22 protein-coding genes and 1 pseudogene are annotated in these 23,962 nt (G+C 65.5%); 14 read left to right on the forward strand and 9 right to left on the reverse strand.

Features of this window, described 5'->3' with window-relative positions; translation table 11 throughout:
- Window positions 1–99 precede the first annotated feature (99 nt).
- The 10 genes from KK7_RS0116505 to KK7_RS0116550 all read left to right on the forward strand — a co-directional run bounded on the left by KK7_RS0116505 (window position 100) and on the right by KK7_RS0116550 (window position 10,522).
- Entirely contained in the window at window positions 100–756 is a 657-nt protein-coding gene (locus tag KK7_RS0116505) for a hydrolase (RefSeq protein ID WP_010545755.1), read from the forward strand.
- Between the two features lie 44 nt (window positions 757–800).
- Complete coding sequence (locus tag KK7_RS0116510; RefSeq protein ID WP_010545756.1) at window positions 801–1,640, forward strand: alpha/beta fold hydrolase; 840 nt, start codon at window positions 801–803, stop codon at window positions 1,638–1,640.
- Between the two features lie 25 nt (window positions 1,641–1,665).
- Window positions 1,666–1,914, forward strand: coding sequence for a DUF1427 family protein (locus KK7_RS0116515; protein ID WP_010545757.1), 249 nt, complete (start codon window positions 1,666–1,668; stop codon window positions 1,912–1,914).
- Window positions 1,915–2,064: 150 nt separating this feature from the next.
- Window positions 2,065–3,912 carry an amidohydrolase gene (locus tag KK7_RS0116520; protein ID WP_010545758.1) on the forward strand — a complete coding sequence of 616 codons (1,848 nt, stop codon included), beginning with the start codon at window positions 2,065–2,067 and terminating at the stop codon, window positions 3,910–3,912.
- Between the two features lie 26 nt (window positions 3,913–3,938).
- Window positions 3,939–4,820 (forward strand): hypothetical protein, encoded by an 882-nt coding sequence (locus KK7_RS0116525; RefSeq protein WP_010545759.1) that lies wholly within the window; start codon window positions 3,939–3,941, stop codon window positions 4,818–4,820.
- Between the two features lie 2 nt (window positions 4,821–4,822).
- The gene (locus KK7_RS0116530) at window positions 4,823–5,248 is read left to right on the forward strand and encodes a DoxX family protein (RefSeq protein WP_029623364.1); all 426 of its coding nucleotides are present in this window, start codon (window positions 4,823–4,825) and stop codon (window positions 5,246–5,248) included.
- 16 nt (window positions 5,249–5,264) lie between these two features.
- Window positions 5,265–6,611 carry an alginate export family protein gene (locus tag KK7_RS0116535; protein ID WP_040598938.1) on the forward strand — a complete coding sequence of 449 codons (1,347 nt, stop codon included), beginning with the start codon at window positions 5,265–5,267 and terminating at the stop codon, window positions 6,609–6,611.
- A gap of 11 nt (window positions 6,612–6,622) precedes the next feature.
- On the forward strand, window positions 6,623–7,324 hold the full coding sequence (locus tag KK7_RS0116540) for a YoaK family protein (protein ID WP_010545762.1): 702 nt from the start codon (window positions 6,623–6,625) through the stop codon (window positions 7,322–7,324).
- Window positions 7,325–7,374: 50 nt separating this feature from the next.
- Window positions 7,375–8,934 (forward strand): glutamine-hydrolyzing GMP synthase, encoded by a 1,560-nt coding sequence (gene guaA / locus KK7_RS0116545; RefSeq protein WP_010545763.1) that lies wholly within the window; start codon window positions 7,375–7,377, stop codon window positions 8,932–8,934.
- A gap of 319 nt (window positions 8,935–9,253) precedes the next feature.
- Window positions 9,254–10,522: a tyrosine-type recombinase/integrase gene (locus KK7_RS0116550; RefSeq protein WP_010545764.1), complete on the forward strand. Its 1,269-nt coding sequence runs from the start codon at window positions 9,254–9,256 to the stop codon at window positions 10,520–10,522.
- On the opposite strand, the gene KK7_RS0116555 is transcribed toward KK7_RS0116550, so the two are convergent.
- The 4 genes from KK7_RS0116555 to KK7_RS23490 form a co-directional block, all read right to left on the reverse strand.
- On the reverse strand, window positions 10,500–10,760 hold the full coding sequence (locus KK7_RS0116555) for a helix-turn-helix transcriptional regulator (RefSeq protein ID WP_010545765.1): 261 nt from the start codon (window positions 10,758–10,760) through the stop codon (window positions 10,500–10,502). The genes KK7_RS0116550 and KK7_RS0116555 overlap by 23 nt on opposite strands.
- 259 nt (window positions 10,761–11,019) lie before the next feature.
- Window positions 11,020–12,339, reverse strand: a complete 1,320-nt coding sequence (locus KK7_RS23480) for a hypothetical protein (protein ID WP_237709239.1) — start codon at window positions 12,337–12,339, stop codon at window positions 11,020–11,022.
- 41 nt (window positions 12,340–12,380) lie between these two features.
- Window positions 12,381–13,514 (reverse strand): DEAD/DEAH box helicase, encoded by a 1,134-nt coding sequence (locus KK7_RS23485; protein ID WP_237709241.1) that lies wholly within the window; start codon window positions 13,512–13,514, stop codon window positions 12,381–12,383.
- Complete coding sequence (locus KK7_RS23490) at window positions 13,396–14,277, reverse strand: hypothetical protein (protein WP_010545766.1); 882 nt, start codon at window positions 14,275–14,277, stop codon at window positions 13,396–13,398. The genes KK7_RS23485 and KK7_RS23490 overlap by 119 nt, the downstream gene beginning before the upstream one ends.
- A gap of 732 nt (window positions 14,278–15,009) precedes the next feature.
- On the opposite strand from KK7_RS23490, the gene KK7_RS22040 reads away from it, so the two are divergent.
- The 4 genes and pseudogenes from KK7_RS22040 to KK7_RS23810 form a co-directional block, all read left to right on the forward strand.
- Window positions 15,010–15,558 (forward strand): RNA polymerase sigma factor, encoded by a 549-nt coding sequence (locus KK7_RS22040; RefSeq protein ID WP_100207618.1) that lies wholly within the window; start codon window positions 15,010–15,012, stop codon window positions 15,556–15,558.
- 52 nt (window positions 15,559–15,610) lie between these two features.
- Window positions 15,611–16,369 (forward strand): helix-turn-helix transcriptional regulator, encoded by a 759-nt coding sequence (locus tag KK7_RS22045; protein WP_029623369.1) that lies wholly within the window; start codon window positions 15,611–15,613, stop codon window positions 16,367–16,369.
- A 208-nt stretch (window positions 16,370–16,577) separates the two neighbouring features.
- Window positions 16,578–16,841, forward strand: a complete 264-nt coding sequence (locus KK7_RS22050) for a hypothetical protein (protein ID WP_138983987.1) — start codon at window positions 16,578–16,580, stop codon at window positions 16,839–16,841.
- 234 nt (window positions 16,842–17,075) lie between these two features.
- Window positions 17,076–17,222: pseudogene (locus KK7_RS23810) on the forward strand (IS3 family transposase); the annotation flags it as partial.
- Window positions 17,223–18,609: 1,387 nt separating this feature from the next.
- Here KK7_RS23810 and KK7_RS0116605 read toward each other — a convergent pair.
- From KK7_RS0116605 to KK7_RS0116625, 5 genes are all read right to left on the reverse strand, one after another.
- Window positions 18,610–19,638, reverse strand: coding sequence for a formylglycine-generating enzyme family protein (locus KK7_RS0116605; protein WP_010545771.1), 1,029 nt, complete (start codon window positions 19,636–19,638; stop codon window positions 18,610–18,612).
- Window positions 19,635–21,290, reverse strand: coding sequence for an arylsulfatase (locus KK7_RS0116610; protein WP_010545772.1), 1,656 nt, complete (start codon window positions 21,288–21,290; stop codon window positions 19,635–19,637). Before KK7_RS0116610 ends, KK7_RS0116605 begins: the two co-directional genes overlap by 4 nt.
- Before the next feature lie 65 nt (window positions 21,291–21,355).
- Window positions 21,356–22,312, reverse strand: a complete 957-nt coding sequence (locus tag KK7_RS0116615; protein ID WP_010545773.1) for a TauD/TfdA dioxygenase family protein — start codon at window positions 22,310–22,312, stop codon at window positions 21,356–21,358.
- 18 nt (window positions 22,313–22,330) lie between these two features.
- Complete coding sequence (locus KK7_RS0116620) at window positions 22,331–23,728, reverse strand: MFS transporter (RefSeq protein ID WP_010545774.1); 1,398 nt, start codon at window positions 23,726–23,728, stop codon at window positions 22,331–22,333.
- Between the two features lie 4 nt (window positions 23,729–23,732).
- Window positions 23,733–23,962: TonB-dependent receptor (locus KK7_RS0116625; protein WP_010545775.1), on the reverse strand; the 230-nt coding region annotated here is incomplete at its 5' end.

The raw sequence follows: 23,962 nt of genomic DNA on the forward strand, positions 1-23,962 counted from the left end.
TGGAACGGTACGAGTAAGTTTGTCCGAGTTTTCGGAAAATGCGTGCCGGCTATTCTGCACCCATCGACGCCGGACCCCGGCAGAACAAGGAGCCGCACCATGACCCCCACCGCCACCGCCACGCCGGGCAAGTCGCTGATTTCGCCGACCAACCATGCGCTTGTCCTGATCGATTTCCAGTCGCAGATGGCGTTCGCCACCAAGTCGATCGACGCGACCATCCTGCGCAACAATGCCGCCTTGATCAGCCGCGCCGCCAAGTCCTTCGACGTGCCGACGATCCTCACCACCGTCGCCGAGAAGAGCTTCTCGGGCCCGATGTTCAGCGAAGTCACCGACGCCTTTCCCGGCCAGACGCTGCTCGACCGCACCTCGATGAACACCTGGGAAGATGCGGCCGTGATCGAGGAAGTGAATCGCATCGGCAAGCCGCGCATCGTGTTCGCCGGGCTTTGGACCAGCGTGTGCATCGTCGGCCCCGTAGCCTCGGCGATCGACCAGGGCTTCGAGGCTTATGTGATCACCGACGCGTGCGGCGACGTCTCCACCGAGGCGCATGCGCGCGCGGTCGAGCGGATGGTCCAGCTGGGCGCCGTGCCGATGACCGCGCTCCAGTATCTGCTCGAGCTGCAGCGCGATTGGGCGCGCGCCGAGACCTACGAGTCGACCACCGGCATCGCGAAGCAATGGGGCGGCGCCTACGGCCTCGGCGTCACCTACGCCAAGACGATGTTCGGCGCTTCCGAAGGCCATTGAACGCCAAACCCAGTTTCCTGCCCCCAACGAAAAGGAATACCCCCATGACCTCCACCGTGACCACCAAGGACGGCGTCTCGATCTTCTTCAAGGACTGGGGCCCCAAGGACGCCCAGCCGATCGTCTTCCACCATGGCTGGCCGCTCTCGTCGGACGACTGGGACGCGCAGCTGCTGTTCTTCCTCCAGCATGGCTACCGTGTCGTCGCGCATGATCGCCGCGGCCATGGCCGCTCGCAGCAGGTGAGCGACGGCCACGACATGGATCACTATGCTGCGGACGCGGCCGCGGTCGCCGAGCATCTCGACCTGCGAAACGCCGTGCATATCGGCCATTCGACCGGCGGCGGCGAAGTGGCGCGCTATGTCGCCAAGCACGGCATCCCGCAGGGCCGCGTCGCCAAGGCGGTGCTGGTTGCGGCGGTGCCGCCGATCATGGCGAAGACCGAGGCCTATCCGAACGGCCTGCCGCTCGAGGTGTTCGACGGCTTCCGCAAGGGCGTTGCAGAGAACCGCGCGCAGTTCTTCCGCGATGTTCCCGCTGGTCCCTTTTACGGGTTCAATCGTGACGGTGCGAAGGTGTATCCGGGCGTGATCGACAATTGGTATCGCCAGGGCATGATGGGCAGCGCCAAGGCCCATTATGACGGCATCAAGGCCTTCTCCGAAACCGACCAGACCGCCGACCTCAAGGCGATGACGGTGCCGACGCTGGTGCTGACCGGCGACGACGACCAGGTCGTCCCGTACCACCAGGGTGCCGAGCTGCAGGCCAAGCTGCTGCCGAACCCGACGCTGAAGATCTATCCGGGCTTCTCGCACGGCATGCTCACCGTCAACGCCGACGTGATCAACCCCGACCTGCTCGCCTTCGTGCGCGGCTGATCGGGCGCGCCGGGGAGGAAACGCGATGAAGCCCTATCTGATCTCGCTCGCCGTCGGCCTGCTGGTCGGCATCCTCTACAGCCTCCTCGGCGTCCGCTCGCCGGCACCGCCCACGATCGCGTTGATCGGCCTGCTCGGCATGCTGCTCGGCGAGCAGGCGGTGCCGGTGGCGAAGCGGCTCTTCGCCGGCCACGACGTGGTGGCGTACCTCCGCACCGACTGCGCCGAGCAGGTGCTGGGGCGTCCGGTTAAGAAGCCGGAAGAGAAGGCGTGACGACACGCATTTAGCCCCTCCTCCTTGGAGGAGGGGTTGGGGTGGAGGGATTCCAGAACGCCTGTTGTTCTCTGTGAGACACAGCCCCACCCCAACCCCTCCCCTGAAGGGGAAGGGCTTGAAGACAGCCCCCCAACCGAAGGAAACCCCATGGCCGACCTGATCCTCGTCAACGCCCAGGTGACGACGCTCGACCGGGAGAACCCGGTGGCGGAGGCGATCGCGATCCGCGACGGCAAGTTCCTCGCGGTGGGCAGCGAGGCGGAGGTCCGCGCCGCCGCCGCGCCGAACGCGCAGGTGATCGACGCGCATCGCCGCCGGGTGATCCCCGGGCTGATCGACAGCCACATGCACATCATCCGCGGCGGCCTGAACTACAATATGGAGCTGCGCTGGGACGGCGTGCCGAGCCTCGCCGACGCGATGGCGATGCTGAAGCGCCAGGTCGACAACACCCCCGCGCCGCAATGGGTGCGCGTGGTCGGCGGCTTTACCGAGCACCAGTTCGCCGAGAAGCGGCTGCCGACGATCGACGAGCTCAACGCGGTTGCGCCCGACACGCCGGTGTTCATCCTCCACCTCTATGATCGCGCGCTGCTCAATGCCGCGGCACTGCGGGTGGTGGGCTACACCAGGGACACGCCCAACCCGCCGGGCGGCGAGATCGTCCGCGATGCCGCCGGCAATCCCACCGGGCTGCTGCTGGCGCATCCCAACGCGACGATCCTCTATTCCACGCTCGCCAAGGGCCCGAAGCTGCCCGAGGAGTATCAGCTCAATTCCACCCGCCACTTCATGCGCGAAGTGAACGGACTGGGCGTCACCGGCGTGATCGACGCAGGGGGCGGCTTCCAGAACTATCCCGACGATTACGCGATCATCGAGAAGCTCCATGCCGACGGCCAGCTGACCGTGCGGATCAGCTACAATCTGTTCACCCAGAAGCCCAAGGAAGAGCTGGCCGATTTCGCCGGCTGGGTGAAGCAGGTGACGCCGGGGCAGGGCGACGACAGCTATCGCCACAATGGCGCGGGCGAGATGCTGGTCTATTCCGCCGCCGATTTCGAGGACTTCCGCGTCGCCCGGCCGGACATGCCGCCGACCATGGAAGGCGATCTCGAGCCGGTGATCCGCCTCCTCGCCGAGCATCGCTGGCCGTGGCGCCTTCACGCGACCTATGACGAGACGATCGGCCGCGCGCTCGACGTGTACGAGAAGGTGCACCGCGACATCCCGCTGACCGGTATCCACTGGTTCTTCGACCATGCCGAGACGATCAGCGATCGCAACATCGATCGTATCGCGGCCCTCGGCGGCGGCATCGCCGTGCAGCACCGCATGGCCTATCAGGGCGAGTATTTCGTCGAGCGCTACGGCGCCAAGGCGGCCGAACGCACCCCGCCGATCGCCAAGATGCTCGCCGCCGGCCTGCCGGTGGGCGCGGGCACCGATGCGACGCGGGTGGCGAGCTACAATCCCTGGGTGTCGCTCAGCTGGCTGGTCACCGGCCGCACCGTCGGCGGGCTGAAGCTCTATCCGGGCGCCAACCGCGTTGCCCGCGAAAAGGCGCTCGCCATGTGGACGCACGAGAACACCTGGTTCTCGAACGAGGTCGGCAAGAAGGGACAGATCAAGGCCGGCCAGCTTGCCGACCTGGCGGTGCTCTCGGCCGATTATTTCGCGGTGCCCGAGGACCAGATCGTCCACATCCGTTCGGTGCTGACGCTGCTGGGCGGCGCGGTGGTCCACGGCGACGGCGACTATGCCCCGCTCGCGCCCACGCTGCCCCGGCCGATGCCCGACTGGTCGCCGGTCGCGACCTTCGGCGGATACCACCAGTCGCCCGAGGCGCGCGCCCAGCTTGCCTCGGCCTGCGCCTGCCACAGCAGCTGCGCGGTCCACGGCCATGACCATGCCGCCGCCCTCGGCGCGACCGTGCCGGCCGGCGACGTCCAGAGCTTCTGGGGCGCGCTCGGCTGCGGCTGCTGGGCGGTGTGAACGCTTTTCATTTTCAGGAGCCGGCCATGCGCTTTTCCTTCCTCCTCGCCTCCGCCCTCGTCGTCGCGATGCCCGCGGTCGCACAGCAGGCGCCCGCGGAGTATGCGGTAGGCCCACAATACGGCACCACGCACGTCTATGTGCCCGAGGACCAGTTCGACAGTTTCGTCACCAGCTTCCAGGCCACCTTCGGGGGCACGACCAGCAAGCAGGGCGTGTTCCAGGTGACGCCCACTACCAGCCTCACCAAGTCGCAGCTGGTGCTGACGCCGGCGGGCACCGTTTCGGTGTTCGGGTTCAAGACGCCGATCCCTTTCCCGTTCGGCGACGAGCGCACCGGCTATCTGGTGACCGACCTCGATGCGGCGGTGGCCTCGGCGGTGAAGCACGGCGCGGTGCGCCGGCTGGTCACCTTCCCCGATCCGATCGGGCGGGATTCGCTGATCCAGTGGCCGGGCGGGGTGAACATGCAGCTCTACTGGCACACGACGAAGCCGAGCTACGCGCCGCTGGCGACGGTGCCGGAGAACCGCATCTACCTGACCGCCGACGTCGCCGATCGCTTCGTGAAGAGCTGGGTGGGCTATGCGCATGGCCGCGTCATCGCCGATGATCGCGCCGCGCCGGGCGTGGAGGTGGGCGAACCCAGCAAGACGATCCGCCGCATTTCGATCACCAGCGGCTATGGCAAGATGGTGGTGTTCGTCACCGACGGCCTGCTGCCCTGGCCCTATGGCCGCGACATGACCGGTTATGCCGTGCCGGACCTTGACGCGACGCTGGTCAAGGCCAAGGCCGCCGGCGTCGAGACGCTGGTGCAGCCCATTGCGGCGGCCGGTGGGCGGGCGGCGATCGTGCGCTTCCCCGGCGGCTATATCGCCGAGATCCATAGCGCCGCGGCCAAGTGACCATGGGCAGGGTGGATCCCCGCTTCGTCGACGCCATTCTCGACTGGCGGCCTACCTGGTTCCTCGCCCGGCTGCTGCTGGTCGGCGCCTATCTGCTCGGTGGGCTGGTGAAGCTCACCGACTGGCCGGGCGCGGTGGCCGAGCAGGCGCATTTCGGCATGCACCCGCAGGCGCTCTGGGCGGCGCTGACCATCGCGGTGGAGCTGATCGGGCCGCTGCTGATCCTCATCGGCCGCTGGGTCTGGCTGGGGGCGGGGATGCTGGGGGTGTTCACCCTGCTCGCCGCGTTCACCGCCAACGCCTTCTGGACGCTGCCGCCGGGCCCCGCGCGGTTCGGCGCGAGCAACGCCTTTTTCGAGCATCTCGGCCTGATCGGCGGCTTCGTCCTCGCGGCGCTGGTAGCGGAGCAGGCGAAGCGGCGTGGCTAGCCTCGCGGCGGCGGTGATGGTGCTGGCGGGACAGGTCGCCGGTTCCACGTCGCCGCCGGTCCCCCCGGCCCCGGAAGCCTGGCAGGCGCCGACGCTCAGCATTACCCGCTATGACGAGGACTGGTCCGATCTCGCCGATGCCGAAAAGCGCGCCCACCATTGGACCGGCCCGTTCAAATATATCCCGCTCGGCGGCAATGCCTGGCTTTCCACCGGCATCGAAGTCCGGCTGCGCAGCGAATCCTTCGCCAACGACGCGCTCGGCAATGCGGCCTCGCCGGATGACGCCTATCTCTGGACCCGCACGCTGCCTTATGCCGACCTCCATGTCGGCCGCGTTCGCGCCTTCGCGCAGCCGATCCTCGCCTATGCCGCCGGGGTGCGGCCAGCGCGCGGCCCGATCGACCAGACCCGCACCGATCTGCTGCAGGGCTTCGCCCAAGTCGATCTCGGCGCGGTGACCCTGCGCGGCGGCCGGCAGATGCTGTCGCTCGGCACCGAGCGGCTGATCGGCACGCGCTACGGCCCCAACGTGCCGCTCGCCTTCGACGGCGTGCGCGGGATCGTGGCGGTGGGCCGGGCCAAGATCAGCCTGCTCGCCGTTGCGCCGGCCGCGCCGCGGCTGGGGACGTTCGACGATCGCACCTCGCCCACCAAGAAGCTCTGGGGCATCTATGCGGTGTTGCCGGGGATCGACCTCCATTATCTCGGCTACCGCAATCGCACCGCCCAGTTCGGCGGGGGCACCGGTCGCGAGCTGCGGCACAGCCTCGGCGCGCGCGTTTACGGATCGCGCGATGGCTGGCACTGGAATGTGGAGGGCGTGGCCCAGTTCGGCCGCTTCGCCGACGGGCCGATCGCCGCCTGGACGCTCGGCACCGAGCTCGGCCGCACGCTGCCGAACCTGCCCTTCGCGCCCGACGCGGTGCTGCGCTTCAACGTGATCAGCGGCGACGGCCATGCCGGGGACCGCCGGCTCGGCACGTTCAACGCGCTGTTCCCCAAGGGCAAGTATTTCGGCGAGCTGTCGCCCATCGGTCCCTACAATCTGATCAACCTCAACCCGCGCATCGCCGGCACGTTTGCGCGCGGCGTCTCCGCCAGCATCGCCGGCAGCGCCTATTGGCGGTACAGCGCGGCCGACGGCGTGTACGACATTCCCGGCAACCTGCTCCGCGCCCCCGGCACCAGCCGCGCCCGCTTCATCGGCAAGCAGATCGAAGGCGCGATCGCCTGGCAGGCGACCGCCGAGCTCGAGCTTTCCGCCTCGCTCTCCTTCTTCGAGGCCGGCCGCTTCCTGCGCGAGACCGGCGCGCCCCGCCCGATCCGGATGATCGGCCTCGAAAGCAATTTCCGATTCTGAGGATCCCCGCCATGGCCGACCCCAAGACCGCCGCTTCCCCGCTCCCGCCGCTGCTCCTGCTGCTGTCCGTCACCACGGGCCTTGTCGACGCGGTGAGCGTGCTCGGGCTCGGCAAGGTGTTCACCGCGAACATGACCGGGAACATCGTGTTCCTCGGCTTCGCGGCGGCGGGGACGCCGGGCTTCACCATCGCGCCCTATCTGGTCGCGCTCGCCGCCTTCCTCGTCGGCGCGCTGGTCGCGGGGCGGGTGGGGACGCACCTCGCCGGGCAGCCGCTGCGCCGATGGCTGGTGCTCGCCGCGGTGACCGAAGCGGTGCTGTTCGCCGTCGCCGCCGGGATCGCCGCTTGGGCGGGCACGATGGGCATCCTGCCGGAGACCTGCGTGTTCGCGATCATCGCGCTGACCGCGATCGCGATGGGCTTTCGCAACGCGACGATCCGCCAGCTCAAGGTGCCGGACCTGACCACCACCGTGCTGACGCTGACGCTGACCGGCATCGCCGCCGATTCGCACCTCGCCGGCGGGCGAAACCCGAATATCGGCCGGCGCCTGGCAGCAGTGACGGCGATCCTGCTCGGCGCGTTCCTCGGCGCGGTACTGGTCAACCGTTATGGTCTCGCGATTCCGCTGCTGGTGGCGGGGCTTACCGTGCTGGTGGGTACGCTCGCCTGCATCCGCCATCCGATCGCGGCAGCGCCGCTTGGCGTCTGATCGCGCGCGCCCCCTTTGACAGCCCGGCGATCGCTCCCTATCGGCCAGCCATGACGCTCCAGCACACCGACTCCATCCTGATCGTCGATTTCGGCAGCCAGGTGACCCAGCTGATCGCGCGCCGCGTTCGCGAAGCCGGGGTCTATTCCGAGATCGCGCCCTTCACCACCGCCGCCGAGGCCTTTGCCCGGATGAAGCCCAAGGGCATCATCCTGTCCGGCTCGCCCGCATCGGTGCTGGAGGAGGGTTCCCCGCGGGTACCGCAAGAGATCTTCGACAGCGGCCTGCCGGTGCTCGGCATCTGCTATGGCCAGCAGGTGATGATGCACCAGCTCGGCGGCGAGGTCGTGCTGGGCAACAGCGGAGAGTTCGGCCGCGCCTTCATCGAGATTCAGGACAGCTGCGTGCTGTTCGACGGGCTGTGGCAGGCGCGCGAAAGCCACCAGGTGTGGATGAGCCATGGCGACAAGGTCGTCCGGCTCGCTCCCGGTTTCCGCCCCGTCGCGACCAGCCCCGGCTCGCCCTATGCGGTGATCGCTAATGACGAGCGCCGCTATTACGCGATGCAGTTCCACCCGGAAGTGGTCCACACGCCCGACGGCGCCAAGCTGCTGGCGAACTTCGTCCGCCATGTGTGCGGCCTGTCGGGCGACTGGACGATGGCCGAGTTTCGCGCCGCCAAGATCGCCGAGATCCGCGCGCAGGTGGGCGACGGCAAGGTGATCTGCGGCCTGTCGGGCGGCGTCGATTCCGCGGTGGCGGCGGTGCTGATCCACGAGGCGATCGGCGACCAGCTGACCTGTGTGTTCGTGGATCACGGCCTGATGCGCGCCGGCGAGGCCGATCAGGTCGTCACGATGTTCCGCGAACATTACCATATCCCGCTCGTCCATGTGGACGCGGAGGAACTGTTCCTCGGCGGCCTTGCCGGCGTCACCGACCCGGAGGCCAAGCGCAAGTTCATCGGCAAGACCTTCATCGACGTGTTCGAGGCCGAGGCGAAGAAGATCGGCGGCGCCGATTTCCTGGCGCAGGGCACGCTCTATCCGGACGTGATCGAAAGCGTCAGCTTCACCGGCGGCCCGTCGGTGACGATCAAGAGCCACCACAATGTCGGCGGCCTGCCCGCGCGGATGAACATGCAGCTGGTCGAACCCTTGCGCGAGCTGTTCAAGGACGAGGTCCGCGCGCTCGGCCGCGAGCTGGGGCTGCCCGACGTGTTCGTCGGCCGGCATCCGTTCCCTGGGCCGGGCCTGGCGATCCGCATTCCGGGCGAAGTCACCAAGGAACGCTGCGACATCCTGCGCAAGGCCGATGCGATCTATCTCGAGGAGATCCGCAACGCCGGGCTCTACGACACGATCTGGCAGGCCTTCGCGGTGCTGACCCCGGTGCGCAGCGTCGGCGTGATGGGCGACGGCCGCACCTATGACAGCGTGCTGGCACTGCGCGCGGTGACCTCGATCGACGGCATGACCGCCGAAGCCTTCGAGTTCCCCGCCGGCTTCCTGGCGCGCGTATCGACCCGTATCGTCAACGAGGTCCGCGGCGTGAACCGGGTGACCTACGACTATACCAGCAAGCCGCCCGGCACGATCGAGTGGGAATAATTTTTTGCCCCTCCGAACGTATCCGAAAACACGCCACAATACTAAATAAATTATTGAAATAGCTATAGAAATCTCCCGGCGCGTTTCGCCATCTATCGCGGGGTTAGCCTCCGAAATGACGGTGTGGCTGACGGTATGGCGGATCTTGTCTCAACTCAAAATCACATATACCGTCAGAAGCAAGAGAGCTTCTGACGGTATATTTTTTGATCTAACATGCTGTAAAATCATGGAAAATATACAATCGGAATGGTCGTTTTCGGGCTGACGGTATAATTGGGCGCTCTCCAGCATTTTTTGGTTGATCTGGAGGGTGTAAATGTTGACCGACGCCGCCATCAAGGCACTGAAACCTAGGGATAAACTATACAAGATCGTGGACCGTGACGGTATGTATGTCGTGGTCCAGCCCTCGGGCGCGATCGTCTTCCGCCTGGACTACCGACTGAACGGCCGCCGGGAGACGTTGACGCTGGGGCGCTACGGTCCCGCTGGGCTCTCCCTGGCTCGGGCGCGTGAGAAGGTGGTCGATGCTCGACGCGCCATTTCGGAGGGCCGCTCGCCGGCGCAGGAAAAGCAGCGCGAGAAGCGTCGCCTCCAGGAGGCGAAGAGCTTTGGCCAGTTCGGTGAGCGCTGGCTTCAGGAAGCGCGAATGGCGGACAGCACGCGCGCCATGCGTCGATCAATCTTCGAGCGCGACATTCTTCCGGCGTTTCGCAACCGGCTGCTGCCGGAGATCCTGCCGGAGATCCTGCCGGAGGATCTGCGCGGGCTGTGTGCGAAGGTGAAGGAGCGTGGAGCTCCGGCAACGGCGGTCCACGTCAGGGACATCGTGAAGCTGGTCTTCGCCTTCGCCATTCTGCATGGCGAGAAGGTCGCTAACCCGGCCGACGAAGTTGGCCCGGCGTCGATCGCGACCTTCGTGCCGAAGGACCGATCCCTGTCTCCGGCGGAGATCCGCATCATGCTCAGCCAGATAGAGCATGTGGCGACGCTGCCGACGATCCGGCTCGGGATAAAGCTGATCCTGCTGTCGATGGTACGAAAGAGCGAATTGCAGGACGCGGTTTGGGATGAGGTCGATTTCGAGAACGCCGTCTGGTCGATTCCCAAGGAGCGGATGAAGCGCTCGAAAGCACACAACGTCTATCTGTCTCAGCAGATGCTCGACATCTTCATCGCTCTCAAGACCTGCGCCGGCAATTCCAAATACGTCCTGCCGTCGCGCTATGACGCCGACGCGCCCATGTCGCGGGCGACGTTCAACCGGATCACGACGGCGGTGGTGGAGCGGGCCAAGAAGGAAGGGCTGCCGCTGGAGTCCTTTACGGTTCACGATCTCCGGCGCACCGGCTCGACCCTGCTGAACGAGTTGGGCTTCAACAGCGACTGGATCGAGAAGTGTCTGGCGCATGAGGACGGGCGATCCTCACGGGGCATCTACAACAAGGCGGAATACGAGCATCAACGCCGGCATATGATGCAGGAATGGTCCAACCTGGTGGACGCCTGGGTTACCGGCCAAAAATACACGCCGACCCTCTATCCGCCGACGATGGACCTGCTTACGCCCGAGCCGGATGTTTGATGGGGCGGGTCTTGCGGAGCTGCACGTCCGGAATGGGCGCACGCTTCACCGCCTTGGCGCGCGACGCACGTCGCCGTTCTTCCAACCAGGCTTCGACCTCGGTTAGATCCCAGACCACGCAGCGGGACGTGAGATAGAAGCGCTGGGGAAATTCGCCGCGCTGTTCCATGTCATAGATCGTGGTGTCGGCGAGAGGGACCATTTCCCGGAGTTGATGCCGCCGGATGGTGCGCTTCATGGTGGGCTCGACTTGCTGCCTCATGCCAAATTCCTTCAGCCGCTTACTGAGAGGATTGAAGGCGATAGATGACTCGGTATGGAAGCTAGAATCGATGGGCGTAGAACTGCGTCGTATTCCAGCGCGCAAATCGGATAAGCCTGCAGAGCACGGCGACAGCATCTCTCCCCGGCAGTCGTGCAGCGACTGGCGATCGGTTAAGGTGATGGCCGCGCATTCCGATCATCGACCCAAATATCGAGCATGCTGCTGCTCCACGTTACGCATCGGCGTGTGACCAGCGCAGTTTCCCACGGCCGACGCGCAGGGCGTCCACGAGCCTTGTATTGCCGGGCAACCGACCAGAAAAGAGGCTAGGCTTGGGATCAACGGCCGGCTTCTTGAACGCGGCGACCCGTTGGTAGTCGGGTGTCGCCAGCCAGGTCCGTCCGTCACCTTCATCGGTGACGATCCTGTAGAGGCCGGCGGGCGGGGCGGCCGCGATCTCGAGCAGGCGCTTATAGTGTTCGACCGACCACTTCTGAATGCCGCCGCTGAGGGCTTCGGTGCGGAAGCGCGCCCATAGCGCGGCGGTGTCGGGTGTGGGCCAGTCGCCGGCGTCGGTATAAGCTGTGATCTCGTCGGATTCGAGCCAGGCCCGCATCTCGGCGGGCGTAACAAAGACAGGCTTGGCATCCTCGATCGCCGCCATGGAAGCGCGGCGGGATGGAAGACCCGCCCGGATTAGCATCGACATCATGAATTGCGGGACGCCGGTTTCGACCGCCGCCGCGGCACCGCCCGCCACCGTGTCTGGCGACCACCCGAGAGACATGCGGCGTGTGCGGACAGCCTCCAGCGCCCAAACCAAACGGTAGGTGAAGGCCTCTTCGACCGCCCGCATGTTCTGAGGCCCGATCTTGGCCACATCCTCGCCTGACACCCAACTGCGCAGGATGGCCTTCCAATTCGCAGGCAGCGCATTGCTCTTGCTGGGGATGAACGGCCGCATGAACAAAAGCCGCTCTCCAAGGCCGCCAAGGGTCTCGACTAGTTCATTAATATCGCCGCTCAGTGCGGCTACGTCTGCGCGGTCGAGGAGTTCGGCCAACACGTCAGCCATGGCATCAATTGCAAGGCCTGCTTCTAGTCCAACACCCATCGCGAAATGACCACGCCGGGCCGACGCGGTGGTCGTCTTCCATATCAGATCAGCTCGCGCCTCGATTACTCGCTTGTGCAGAGGGGCTACGTCTTCGTCCTCGCGGGCGATCTGACGAGCCCAAAGCGATCCTCTGAGGGCCTCGTCCAAAAGCTTCGGTAAATCGGCCCGATCAGAATCGAGCGCTTCAATGAGACCAAACACAGTCGCGTCTAGACGTTCGACTATCTGCGACAGAGGCTCCTCTTCGATGGTCTCTTCCGCATCGTCGTCATCATCTTCTCCGTCGTCGTCATGAGCAACATCGCCATCGTTCTGCCTTGCAGCAGCCAATCGCTCGGCCACAGATGCTTCCTCCTCCGGCGACCTCCAAGCTTCGCGTGCATTGGCGAGATATTCCCAGGCATCGTCGCGGTCCAGAACGCCTTCGCGGGACAACCGCTCAAGAATCTCGGCGACGATCTGGATGAGGCCACTTTTCAGCGTACGAGCTTTGGCGGAGGCAACCAGCTTGCCCCATTCTTTTTTCGCCAGTTAATATTGTCGAACATGACGTGGACAATGAGTCCCTCGACGTCGACGAAGGCGCGTCCGGCTCGGCCGGCAACGTTCGCAAACTCTTCGCCTTTGATCTTCTCGCCGGCACGATACAACGCAGGCACCAAGAGCACGGCGGCGTTGAGATTGAGGCCCTGCGAGAGCGTCGGCGATGCAACAATGACCTTCAGCACGCCGTCGGACAGGAGAGCTTCCAACTCCCGCAAAAACGGGCTCGGCAGCCGACCGTGGTGGATGGCGACGCCCTGTTTCAGGCAGGCGACGGCGGGATGGTCTTCGCCAAGCCACTCCTTCCCAACCTCCAGGGCGCGGGCGATCGAAGCCTCGTCATCCAACAGGCTGCCCAGATAGCCGCGTTTGCAGAGGTTCACGACCTGTTTGCCGTAGCTTTCGACCCAATTCGCCTGCGTGGAAAAGATCAGGGTCCGCTTGCCCTGGCTCGCGAATTCCCACGCCGCGAACAGGGCCAGGTGCGAGTTTTTGCGGGGATAGGGATTCTTCTCTTTTCCCAGTGCGGCCTTCTCAACAACGAATTTGTCGAGGAACGGACCGTCGTCGTCGAGGTCGAATCGTAGCCGCGCGTCCTTGCCCCGCCAAGTGAGCGCGCCGAACCGCTGCCGCGTCGGACGCCAATCGGAACGCACAGGCTCACCCGGTTCGTCGGAGCGAATCCAGGCGGTGAGATCGTCCAGTTCGTCGCCGCTCGGCAAGATGGCGGAGAGACAGATGATCCGACGGTCGGCCGCATCGGCGCGCCGAAGCAGGCGCTGCACCAGCGTCTCGTAGCGGATTTCACGCTCGCTAGGGCCGATCATGTGGCCTTCGTCCAGGACAATCAGGCCGACATCGTCGATCAAGGAAGGGTCGCTTCTCAGCGCAAAGTCGAGTTTTTCGGGCGTCGCGATGATGATCTCGCGGGTGCGCAGGGCGTCTTCGTCACCGGCCGAAAGGCCGCTGGCGCCGTAAAGCGATGAGACGCTGAAGCCGAGGGGGGCGAAGGTCTTCCTGAAGGACCGCTCGGTCTGCGCCGACAGGGCCCGCAACGGCGTAACGATCAGCACCCGGCGTGCTAACGACCTCGCCTCGTCCTGCGAACTCAGCATCGACTTTCAGGCCGTGGCCATCCAGCTTGATTGCGCTGGTGATTCCCTCGGGTAGCCAGGCAGCCATGACGCCTTGATACCGCTCCTCCAGCGTCCTGATGGCGACACGCGCCCGCGTGCGCCCGGCATCCAACTGCGCGCGAATGGCATCCAAAGCCGCAGCTCCGGAAGGAGCAGGTTTTTCATTCTTCGCGCTCTCGCGGAGCGATCGCACATCGTCGAGCGTGCGTCTCGCACGATAGATTCTGTCCTGAATCTCCTTCGTCACGGCGTGCGCGGCGCGGGTGGCTTCGCCGGGTATGATCCGAACGGCTGACGGCGATAAACGCCAACCTTGCAAATCCGCCTCTATGTCGACGCGGGATACCAGACCCTCGCGGGCCAACAGTTCCATCAAGCCCGTCAAGACGGTCAGGTAGTCATCTTTGCCGAGCTTGTTTCCTAGGACGCTCTTGCGATTGATGAGGCGGCCGATACGGGAATTATGTCCTGCGCGAACAATCGTCTGTTCTTCCCGGAGCCCAACGCGGTCTTTGCCTGGAGCTTGCAGGAACAGTGTCGTGCGGCTTCTGGGCGTCTCCTTCGCGTCGATGGACCAAGGTGTGCGCAGGAGATTACGGGATTTCTGGGCGACGGTGTCGAGGACGGTCAGATCAAGCGCCTCGGTTCCGACGGCGAGGCCATCGAGCATGGCACCGAGGATCGTTTTCAGCATCTCCTTGCGCGTTGAAACGTCCAGCGTGGCAATATCAGGTAGGATGGCCGCAAGGCGCTCCGTATCCTCTGCGACCTCATCGAGACCAATGAACGCAACATCAATAAGCTTGAGTACGGAAAGGCTTGGGTTCCCCCATCTTGCGTACGAGCGTGGTCTTGCCCGCCCGACGTGGCCCTACGATCAGGACTACCGGGGTGTCCGAAAGGGCCTCTTCTGCCCGACGCTCAACGAACCGTTCGTACATGCAAATCCAATATCTGGACGATTGGAATTTCATGGCATGATATTTGGAAGTTGGCGGGCGGGCAATTGGAAATTGAAGGCTCGCGCCCCGGGTAGAGAAGAGGGGCCTCTCCTGCGTCCGATACACAACGGTCCCAACTGGCTCATGGAACCGGTGCCTGGGGATGGCTTCCTATTGCTCACGCTCGGCTCAGGCGCCGCATGACCTCCTACTTTCAGCCATGAGGACGGGGAAAAGAGGCCAAATCGAACGAAAGGGGGTCTTTCAGGCGCAATAATCGAATGATGATTTGGCGCACAGGTTAAAAATCTCGGAGACAGAGGGCTGCATGATCGAGTTGGGCTTTTGAGAAGTCGATCGAGTAGGCCCGGTTCGCGTCGCCCGATCCCCCTATATAGAGGGATTGCTCAATCAACCATCAACCTCCTCTATTCCCGGCTGGGCATGCTTGGCCGGAAACCGCGTGACTGAAGAGGGGGTAATTTATGATTGGGAACATTCAATGCCTTGAACGGGCCAGTGTCGCCGATAGTGAAATGGGGGATGCAGCCCTCGCCGAAATCTATCGATCTCACGCTCCCGGACTGCTGCGCTTCTTTGCGCGTCGGGCTGAGCGGCAGGACCTCGGTGACCTCGTCAATGAAAGCTTTCTTCGTTTTGCAACTGCCCAGGCCAAATGCCCTACCAAGGTGGAGAATCCTGCAGCCTATCTCATGCGGATTGCGGTCAATTTGTTGCGAGATCGTGCCAGAATAGCCGTCCGGCGCTCGCTCGCCCGTCATGTTTCAGTCGACGACGTTCCAATTGCAGGCGACGACCCGGTGGCGCAGCTTGAGGCTCGCGACCAGATCGACCGAATGCAGAAGGCCTTGAGCCGTTTCAATCCCAAAACACGAGCGGTATTTCTGGCACGTCGCCTTGATGGACTCAGCCACAAAGAAATCGCTGCGCGGACTGGATTGAGCGGAGAGGGGGTTGAATACCATATGGCCAAGGCGATCCGCCCTCTTGATCGGATACGAACGCATGGCTGAGATTGGATAAATTTGGTAATCTTGTCCGGCGAGTTCAGGAGAAAGGTGACACGTGGGTCGTCGTCTAGATCATGCCAGACTGAACGATTTCGACGAAGTCCGAAAGGCCTGTGCTAAGGTCGTTACGACGGCGCAGCTGTCGTCGGTGATCGACGCCGCGATCCGTGAATTTGGGTTCCGTTGGTTCGCGCTCGTGCATGATGGTCATTTGCAGAAGCAGCGGCCTGAGCAACTAATGATGACAAACTACCCGGCATCATGGGTGGACGAGGTGATCAGCGACCGATTGTACATGCATGATCCCGTCCACATTGCGAGCGCACGTAGCGCCTTTGGGTTGTGTTGGGAACGTATTGCCGATGTCATCGCTCCGACCCGTCGGCAGCTATCGGTTCTGACGCGAGGACGTGATCATGGTCTGGTTTCTGGTTTTACAATCCCGTTTCGGATACCCGGCGAACGTGGGGCATTTTTCACCGTCGCTCGAAAAAGGGACAGACCGTTTTCGAATGTGGAAATGATGACCGCACAGCTCGTCGCCGGAGTAGCCTTTCAGAGAGGGCGTGAGCTGGTCGGGGGGATAGAGGCGACGATACCCTCGGTGTCTCTCAGCCCTCGGCAAATCCAATGCCTCGAGTTAATTGCCGAGGGGAAAACAGATTGGGAAATCGGGACGATTCTCGGCCTCAGCCAAAATACGATCCATGAATATATCGAGGAAGCTCGCCACCGATACCAGGTGAAAACGCGGAGCCAATTGGTGCTCGCCGCTGCCCGTGATGGGAAAATCAGCTTCAATCATATGAAATGAGATTTCCGCACGTTTTCGGTTGTCACACGACGCTCATGATCGTGTTGCCGCTGACTGCGTAGCCTAAGCACATGGTAAAGTTACGCTCAGCAATCCCTCTGCCTGGAGGGATTGCCGAAGCCGTGCGCAAGCTACTCTATTCCCACCTAATTCTCGCCGATTCCGCGCCGGCGATGGCTATCGAGGAATGGAAGTAGGAGCTGAAGCCATGTCTGCACACGACCAAGTCATCCAAGATGTCTATGCCCGTGAGGTCGTCATGGCGCGCGTCGGGCATCTGATACGCCGGAAACAACAGGAAATCGAGCGCATCACGCGTATCCTGCGCAATTCAGTGCCTTTTGAAGAATCGGCTGTTCCAGTTGAAGGAAAGATACAAAAGATCGTTCTTATTGGCCCCTATCCGATGCTCTGGTTGGGCTTCTGGGGAAGTTTCTCTCCTATGTGGCTCGGACGTCGTCGATGCAATTGAAGGCCGATCGCCAAGCTTTGACGCAGGGCCAAAAGCGCACCCTTGCTAAACTGAACGCAATCCTCGATCGCTCGGATGCGGAGACGTCGGCCCTGCTGCATCATGTGATGTCCGTTCGGACGATGCGCGCCAAGGAGTTTTTCCTTACTGGTGTCTAGCTTGCTCCGTTCGCAGTCGATCAGAGGCGGCGAGTGTTCGCGTCATCAAGTGTAGATCGTTGCCGCGTCGATGCCGATCGCCGTGCAGCCAAGTGGCTTTTATGCGTGGCAGAAGAGCCCGCTGAGCCAGCGGGCTCGGGAAGATGCTCGGCAGACGGAGCTGCTCCGGCGGGCGTGGAACGACAGCGGCAGGGTCTATGGCTACCGCAAGCTGCACGACGACCCGCCATTGTTCGTAGAGCTGATGGCCGCGTCCGCCCGGCACGCCGGCTTCGCGGGCGATCGCCTGATAGGTGGCGTCGCCCAGGATCGCACGGGCGTTGGCGGCACTTTCCTTGGCGAAGATCATCTTTGCGGTGTTGACCTGGATTTCGGCAGTAAGCCCGCTCCGGGTCACGATGGTCGCGTTGATGCCGCTGTAGCCGAGCGGATCGCTCGCCGCGGCGATGGTCTTCACCTTGGCGACGCGACCGCCGACCATGCCGGCGATCCGGTCCGCCAGAGCGTCCACCTCCGCCTTGGCGGCAGGCGCGTGCTGGAGCATGGCGTGCAGGCTGTCGCGCGCGACCGCGCGGCGTGCCGCCGTCGCCTCCACGCCGCTCAACCCGCCGCTCTTCTGCAACCCCGCTATGTCGCGCAGCGTGAGCTTGCCGTCGCGTGCGAGGGCATTGATGCCGTCGGGGGCCTGGCGGGCGGCCGCAACCAGCTCGGGCAGGCGTCCGGCCGCACGCGCTTCGGCGACCAGATCTGCCGTCTTGCCTGCCTGCCGAGCGGCGGTGAACAGCGTGTCGAGCCTGCCGGCCCTGGCCGCTTCGGCAAAGGCCTTGCCGATCGTGCCTGCGCGCGCCGCCAGATCCAGCGCCTCGCCGGCCTTCGCGACCGTCGCGAACTTGGCGATGGGGACGACCATGGCGGCAACCTCGAAGGTCGCGCGGCCGGTGATCTTGCCCCACCATTCGGCTTCGGCGGCAGGCCCCCTGGCGGCTGCGGCGGCATGATCGGCCTTCAGGCCGTTCCAGTTCGCGGCGATCCAGCCCTTCACGTCGTTGCCGAGCTTCGCCGGATCCCGCGCGACCTCGCGCATATAGCCGGTGATGGCGCCGCCGATGGCTGCGCCCCGATCGGTCACGCGGCTGGCATCGGGTGCCCAGGACGGCACCTCGCCCAATACCCCGAGCCGCTGCACGCCCTCCACCAGCCACCCGGCAAGGCCGACATTACAGGCGGTTTTCGCAAGGCCTCAGGCCCCTTCTTCGACGAGCGACTTGCCGCCTTCGAAGACGCCCTATCGCATGCCGGCCTGGAACGATGCGACGGCGCGGGGATCTTCGAGGACGCGCTGGAGGCTCTCTCCCCAGTGCGTGCCGGTTCCGGCGCCCGAGTGGCGCAATCCCGCGGCTAGTACCGGGCGCGCCGCATGCAGGATCAACCCGTCGGGCGAGGCCCAGCGCATCACCTCGGCGGCCCAGTCGGGCGGGCTCGGCGGGGACAGCCCAAGGCCGGCGGAAGCCCCCGCAGCGAGAGACGAGCCTATCGATGTCATCGCGAAACTCCCCTGATCGCGCGACCATCATGCGGGGTCTCGGACGGGCCCGCCATCAGCGATTCGATTAGAGGGCAGGGCCTTGCGCCCTCGAGGACGGCGAACGGGCGGGGCGGGCGTGCCCGCTCGCGTCGGTCGCGAGATCGAACGCGGACCGGCTCACCGTCCGAAATCCCAGATGCGAGGCGGCGAGCGTCTCCTCTTGTGCGTGGCGGGCGGCAGGGCGGTAGCGGGCGCAATAGTTGTTCGCGCAGAGATAGGAGCCGCCCTTGATCACGCGCGCCTTCGCCTCGGGCTGGCGCGGATCGAAGCTCGGGTTGCCGGGCGATCCGTCGCCGACCGCGAACGGCGCGTGGCCGGGCAGATACCAGCTCTCGGTCCATTCCCAGACATTGCCGATCAGGTCATAGGCACCAGCCCCGTTCGGCTTGAAGCAGCCGGCAGGCGCACGACCCGTATAGCCGTCGCGCTTGGCGTTCATGTTGGGGAAGCTGCCCTGCCAGGTGTTCGCCTGGTCGGGGTTGGGCTCCGCGTCCGGATCGGTGAGGCCAACACGCGCGGCCGCCTCGAACTGCTCCTCGCTCGGCAGTGCACGACCCGCCCAGCGGGCATAGGCCTGGGCATCGACGAAGGTGACGGCGACCACGGGCTCCTCCTCATGCCCGGCGATGCTGCTGCCCGGCCCCTCGGGATGCCGCCAGTTTGCGCCGGGCACGAAACGCCACCAGCGGCGTGGATCGGGTTCGTCGATCGCGGTCTTGGGCGGTACGAACACGAAGGCACCGCCGCCGGGCTTCTCCGCTTCGGTGCGATAGCCGGTTGCAGCCACGAAGGTCGCGAACTGGCGGTTGGTGACCTCGTGTGCGTCGATGTCGAACGCCGGCACCTCGGTTTCGGTGGGCGGGCCTTCCTCGGGATAATAGCGGCTGCTGCCCATCACGAAGCGGCTGGCGGGAATGCGCACCGGCCGGTCGAGATGGCTGCCCGCGCACACCCGTGGCGGGCCGGCGGGGGTAGGTGCCGCTGCCGGGCGCGTCGCCCAGAGCAGCGGCAGCCCGGCCAGCGGCGCGAGCGCGAGGAGCGCGATCGGCTTCACGGGAAGGTCGCCGGGGTGGACTGCATCACCACGCCCGCGCCCTTGGCATAGGCATCCCAGGCCGCGACCAGCGTCTTCAACCGGGCGGGCTGGTCGGCGGCGCGGTCGCGGGTCTCGCCGGGATCCTCGGCCAGATTGTAGAGCTTCCAGCCGTCGCCGAGATCGATGATCTTCCAATCGCCCTGCCGGATCGCGCGGCGGCCGAACAACTCGGTGCCGACGATCTCTTTCGGCCCATGCACCGCCTTGGACTGCCCACGCAGATAGGGAAGCCAGCTGCTCCCGCGCACCGGCTGCACCGTACGGCCGCCATAGCTGCTGCCCCGCCAGTGGCCGCCGGCCGCCTCGACCAGCGTCGGCACCACGTCCATCACCGTGCCATAGGCATGGCTGATCCCGCCCTGCCGCTTCCAGCCGGGATAGGAGAGGAACGCCGCGACGCGGGTGCCGCCCTCGCTGGTGAAGCCCTTGTAGAGGAAGGAGGGCGTGGTCGCCGCCTGCGCCCAGCCGGGACCATAGGCGGTGTAGGAGCTTGCCGCGCCGAGATTGTCGAGCCGATTGTCCGCCGCCTTCAGCCGTGCCGCCATGGTGGGCAGCCTGGTGGTGGCGAGGTCGATCCCTTCGGCGCCATTGTCGGCGAGGAACAGGATGATGGTGTTGTCATACTGGCCGGTCGCCTTGAGGTGCGCGATCACCTTGCCGACATTCTGGTCAAGCCGGTCGACCATCGCGGCATAGACTTCCATCAGCCGCGCCTGTTCGCGCTTCTCGGTGGGCGAGAGATGCGCCCAGTCGCGCCCGTCGGGGAGCACGAAGGGATGCGGCTTCACGCCCGCGGGCACCAGCCCCAGCGCCTGCTGGCGCTTCAGCCGCTCGGCCTGGAGCACCTCGAACCCGGCATCGTAGCGGCCGCGATATTTGGCGATATCCTCGGGCAGTGCCTGAAGCGGCCAGTGCGGCGCGGTGAAGGTGAGATAGGCGAAGAAGGGCTTGGCCGGGTCCGTCTTGCCGAGGAACCCGATCAGCTTCGCGGCATAGGCGTCGGAGGAATAGAAGTCCTTGGGCAGGTTGGGCAGGGTGACGCCGTTCTCGCGATAGGTCGCCTGGCCGGGCAGCGGGGTCGCCGTGGCATCGATGCCGAAATGGTTGGCGCCGCCCTGGAGCAGGGTGAAGGCCTGGTCGAAGCCGTGGCGGGTGGGATCGTCCTGCGGCCGCGTGCCGAGATGCCACTTGCCCGACATCGCGGTTGCATAGCCGAGATCGCGCAGCCGCTCGGCGAGCGTCACCACGTCGTCGGGCAGATAGCCCTGATAGCCGGGCTTGCCGATCTGGTTGGGCGCGACCAGTTCGGCCATGTTGCCGAGCCCCGCGAGGTGGTTGTCGGTGCCCGACAGCAGCATCGAGCGCGTCGGCGAGCAGGTCGGCGCGGCGTGGAAGCCGGTGAGGCGCAGGCCGTGCTCGGCGAGCGCGTCGAGATTGGGCGTGTGGATCTCGCCGCCGAACGCGCCGAGGTCCGAATAGCCGAGATCGTCGGCGACGATGATCAGGATGTTGGGGCGCTTGGGGGGCGGGGCCGGGTGGGGCTTGTCCTGTGCGACCACGGCCGGCGAGGGGAGCAGCAGCAGTAGCAGGGCGGTGAGGCGAAGGCGCATCTGGGGATTGTCCGGAAAAGAGAGCCGCGCTTCCCCGAGGGGAGCGCGGCCCAGGCACGGGAAGTTCAGGCGGCGGCGGCTTCGACTGCGGCGACCGGCTCGGGCTTGAGCACCCGGCTGGGCTTGCCGTCGACGCCGCGCGGCACGTCGCCGGCGATCGTCGCCCGGCGCAGATGGCGGGCGTGCTTGCCGAAGTCCGCGATGGCGCGGTGCTGGGTGGCGCGGTTGTCCCAGATCGCCACATCGCCCGGGCTCCAGCGCCAGCGCACCGTGTTCTCGGGCTTGGTCGCATGATCCTGCAGGATGCCGAACAGCCGGGAGAAATCCTCGCGGCTGAACCCGACGAAGCTCTTCACGAAGCTGCCGAGCAGCAGCAGCTTCTCGCCGGTCACCGGATGGACGCGCACCACCGGATGCTCGGTCTCGTACGCCGTGGAGGCGAACACTTCGCGGTGACGGCGGACCTGCTCGCTGGTCGCCTCGGGGCGTTGCTGGACATAGTCGAAGGCGTTGGTGTGGACAGCGCGGAGGGTCTCCACCAGTGCCTTGAGCGGTTCGGGCAGCGTCTCGTACGCCGTCACCGCATTGGCCCAGAGCGTGTCGCCGCCCGCCGGCGGAATGGTGATCGCGCGCAGGATCGAGGCGGCGGGATAGGCGGGCAGGAAGGTGATGTCGGTATGCCAGGCCGAGGCGGCCTCGCCTTCCTTGCTGTCGAGCTCCAGCAGAAAGCGCGAGCCCGGCGCCACCGGGACCGTCGGGTGGGCGAGCGGTTCGCCGAGGCGTTCGGCGAACGCTTCCTGCGCGGCATCGTCGAGATGCGTCTGGTTGCGGAAGAAGATCACCTTGTGGCGGTACAGCGCCGCGCGGATCGCCTCGACGGTGGCATTGTCGACATCGCCGCCGAGCCGCACGCCGCGGATCTCGGCGCCGATCCGCCCGGCGACGGGGTGTACGTCGAGCACGCTGTCGGCGTCAGCAGTGTTGGGGGCGGCGTTGGGGAAGTCATGCGTCTGGATCGTCATGTGCATTCTCCTTCAGGGTCACAGGGGAAGTTGGCCGGCGGCGCGCGCATCGAGCGCGCGACGGATCGAGGCATGGCGCTGCGCATCGAGCGGAAAGCGCCAGATCAGGGCGGCGGAGAGGATGTGGGCGAGCGCGGGGCCGAGCGCGAAGACGAGCTTCAGCGTCTCCAGCGCCTCGGGCGTGTTGGCGCCCTTGGGGCTGAACCCCATCCAGGCGACGAAGGGCAGGGCGATGCCGATGCCGATCGCCGGCCCCGCCTTGGTGGCGAGGCTGAATACCGAGAAGAACAGGCCGGTGCGGTTGTGGCCGGTCTCCAGCTCGTGATGGTCGGCGACGTCGGCGACCATCGCGCGGAGCATGAGGTTGCCCGAGCCCTGTGCCAGCCCCTGCGCGATGGTGAGCGCGAGCAGCAGCCCGATCGCGCCGGGAACGACGAACAGAAGTCCAAGGTTGATCGCCACCTGCACCAGCTCGCCCGCAATCGCGGTTTCGCGCTTGCCGAGGCGGCGGCCGATCTGCAGCCAGAGGGGCGCGGCGAAGATGCCGAAGACGAACTGGAACAGGTACAGCCCGCTCGCCCAGCCGGGCTCGCCCATATAGTTCACCGCGAAGAAGGTGATCAGCCCGGCGCGGATCGACTGGCCGGCGGTGACTGCCACGTCCGAGGCGAGCACGCGGACCAGCAGCCGGTCGCGCAGGATCAGGCTGGCGGTGCGCAGGAGACCTTCGGGCTTGGGCTCGGCGGCCGTGCGCGGCGGTTCGCGGAAGGCGGTGAGGCTCAGCACCAGCGCGGGGGCAAGCGTCAGCAGGATGAAGCCGCCGACGACGTGGAGCTTGAGCGCGATATCGGTGGGCCGGACCTGCTCGAGCAGTGTCGGCAGGATCAGCACGAGCAGCAGGCCGGCGGCTTGCGCGGTCTGCTGGAAGGTCACCGATCGGGTGCGGCCGTGATAGGCGCCGGACAATTCCCCGGCCCAGGCGGAGAACGGCACTTCGATCATCGTCCAGCCGGCGTAGAAGACGAACAGGGCGGCAGCGAGGTATAGCGGGGCGACGACGTCGGGTGGAAAGAACAGCAGTGTGGAGCCGAGGCCGAAGAGCAGTCCGCCCGCCGCGATCCACGGCCTGCGCCGTCCGAAGCGACTGCGCGTGCGGTCGCTCAGCAGCCCGACGATCGGGTCTGCCGCGACGTCCCAGAAGCGGCCGAGGAAGAAGATCAGGCCGATGGTGGCGAGCGACAGGCCATAGTGCGTCGCGTAGAGCTGGGGGACGAACAGCGCGAGCGGCAGTCCCGCCCCCGCAATCGGGATCGCGAGCGAGGCGAAGCCGATCAGCCGCCAGGCCGGCGGATCGTCGGCCGGGATCGGCGGGAAGGCGACGCGGAACCGGGTGTCATGGGCGGGGATCGTCGCCATGGGCTCACCATTTCGTCCGGAGGGTGGCGCCCAGCGTGCGCGGATCGCCGAGGATCGCGGAGACGAGCCCGGTGTTCGCGACGCTGAGCGTCTGGAAATAGCGCTTGTCGAAGAGGTTGCGGGCCCAGACCGAAAGGTCGAGCCGGCCTTTGTCCAGCCGCACGCCGATGCGCGCGTTGACCAGATCGTAGCTGGGCACCAGCCCGTAGCGGCTGGGGGTGGGGGGGGGGGGAA

The sequence above is a fragment of the Sphingomonas elodea ATCC 31461 genome, from assembly GCF_000226955.1.
Taxonomy (GTDB): Bacteria; Pseudomonadota; Alphaproteobacteria; order Sphingomonadales; family Sphingomonadaceae; genus Sphingomonas; species Sphingomonas elodea.

Excerpts from the sequence above, each read along its gene's own strand:
- guaA (WP_010545763.1), top strand. The coding sequence starts at position 7,375 with ATGACGCTCCAGCACACCGACTCCATCCTGATCGTCGATTTCGGCAGC.
- KK7_RS0116550 (WP_010545764.1), top strand. The coding sequence starts at position 9,254 with ATGTTGACCGACGCCGCCATCAAGGCACTGAAACCTAGGGATAAACTA.
- KK7_RS22050 (WP_138983987.1), top strand. The coding sequence starts at position 16,578 with ATGTCTGCACACGACCAAGTCATCCAAGATGTCTATGCCCGTGAGGTC.
- KK7_RS0116540 (WP_010545762.1), top strand. The coding sequence starts at position 6,623 with ATGGCCGACCCCAAGACCGCCGCTTCCCCGCTCCCGCCGCTGCTCCTG.
- KK7_RS0116530 (WP_029623364.1), top strand. The coding sequence starts at position 4,823 with ATGGGCAGGGTGGATCCCCGCTTCGTCGACGCCATTCTCGACTGGCGG.
- KK7_RS0116555 (WP_010545765.1), bottom strand. The coding sequence starts at position 10,760 with ATGAAGCGCACCATCCGGCGGCATCAACTCCGGGAAATGGTCCCTCTC.
- KK7_RS0116615 (WP_010545773.1), bottom strand. The coding sequence starts at position 22,312 with ATGACGATCCAGACGCATGACTTCCCCAACGCCGCCCCCAACACTGCT.
- KK7_RS0116510 (WP_010545756.1), top strand. The coding sequence starts at position 801 with ATGACCTCCACCGTGACCACCAAGGACGGCGTCTCGATCTTCTTCAAG.
- KK7_RS0116535 (WP_040598938.1), top strand. The coding sequence starts at position 5,265 with ATGGTGCTGGCGGGACAGGTCGCCGGTTCCACGTCGCCGCCGGTCCCC.
- KK7_RS23490 (WP_010545766.1), bottom strand. The coding sequence starts at position 14,277 with ATGCTGAAAACGATCCTCGGTGCCATGCTCGATGGCCTCGCCGTCGGA.
- KK7_RS22040 (WP_100207618.1), top strand. The coding sequence starts at position 15,010 with ATGATTGGGAACATTCAATGCCTTGAACGGGCCAGTGTCGCCGATAGT.
- KK7_RS0116610 (WP_010545772.1), bottom strand. The coding sequence starts at position 21,290 with ATGCGCCTTCGCCTCACCGCCCTGCTACTGCTGCTGCTCCCCTCGCCG.
- KK7_RS0116515 (WP_010545757.1), top strand. The coding sequence starts at position 1,666 with ATGAAGCCCTATCTGATCTCGCTCGCCGTCGGCCTGCTGGTCGGCATC.
- KK7_RS0116620 (WP_010545774.1), bottom strand. The coding sequence starts at position 23,728 with ATGGCGACGATCCCCGCCCATGACACCCGGTTCCGCGTCGCCTTCCCG.
- KK7_RS0116505 (WP_010545755.1), top strand. The coding sequence starts at position 100 with ATGACCCCCACCGCCACCGCCACGCCGGGCAAGTCGCTGATTTCGCCG.
- KK7_RS0116520 (WP_010545758.1), top strand. The coding sequence starts at position 2,065 with ATGGCCGACCTGATCCTCGTCAACGCCCAGGTGACGACGCTCGACCGG.
- KK7_RS0116525 (WP_010545759.1), top strand. The coding sequence starts at position 3,939 with ATGCGCTTTTCCTTCCTCCTCGCCTCCGCCCTCGTCGTCGCGATGCCC.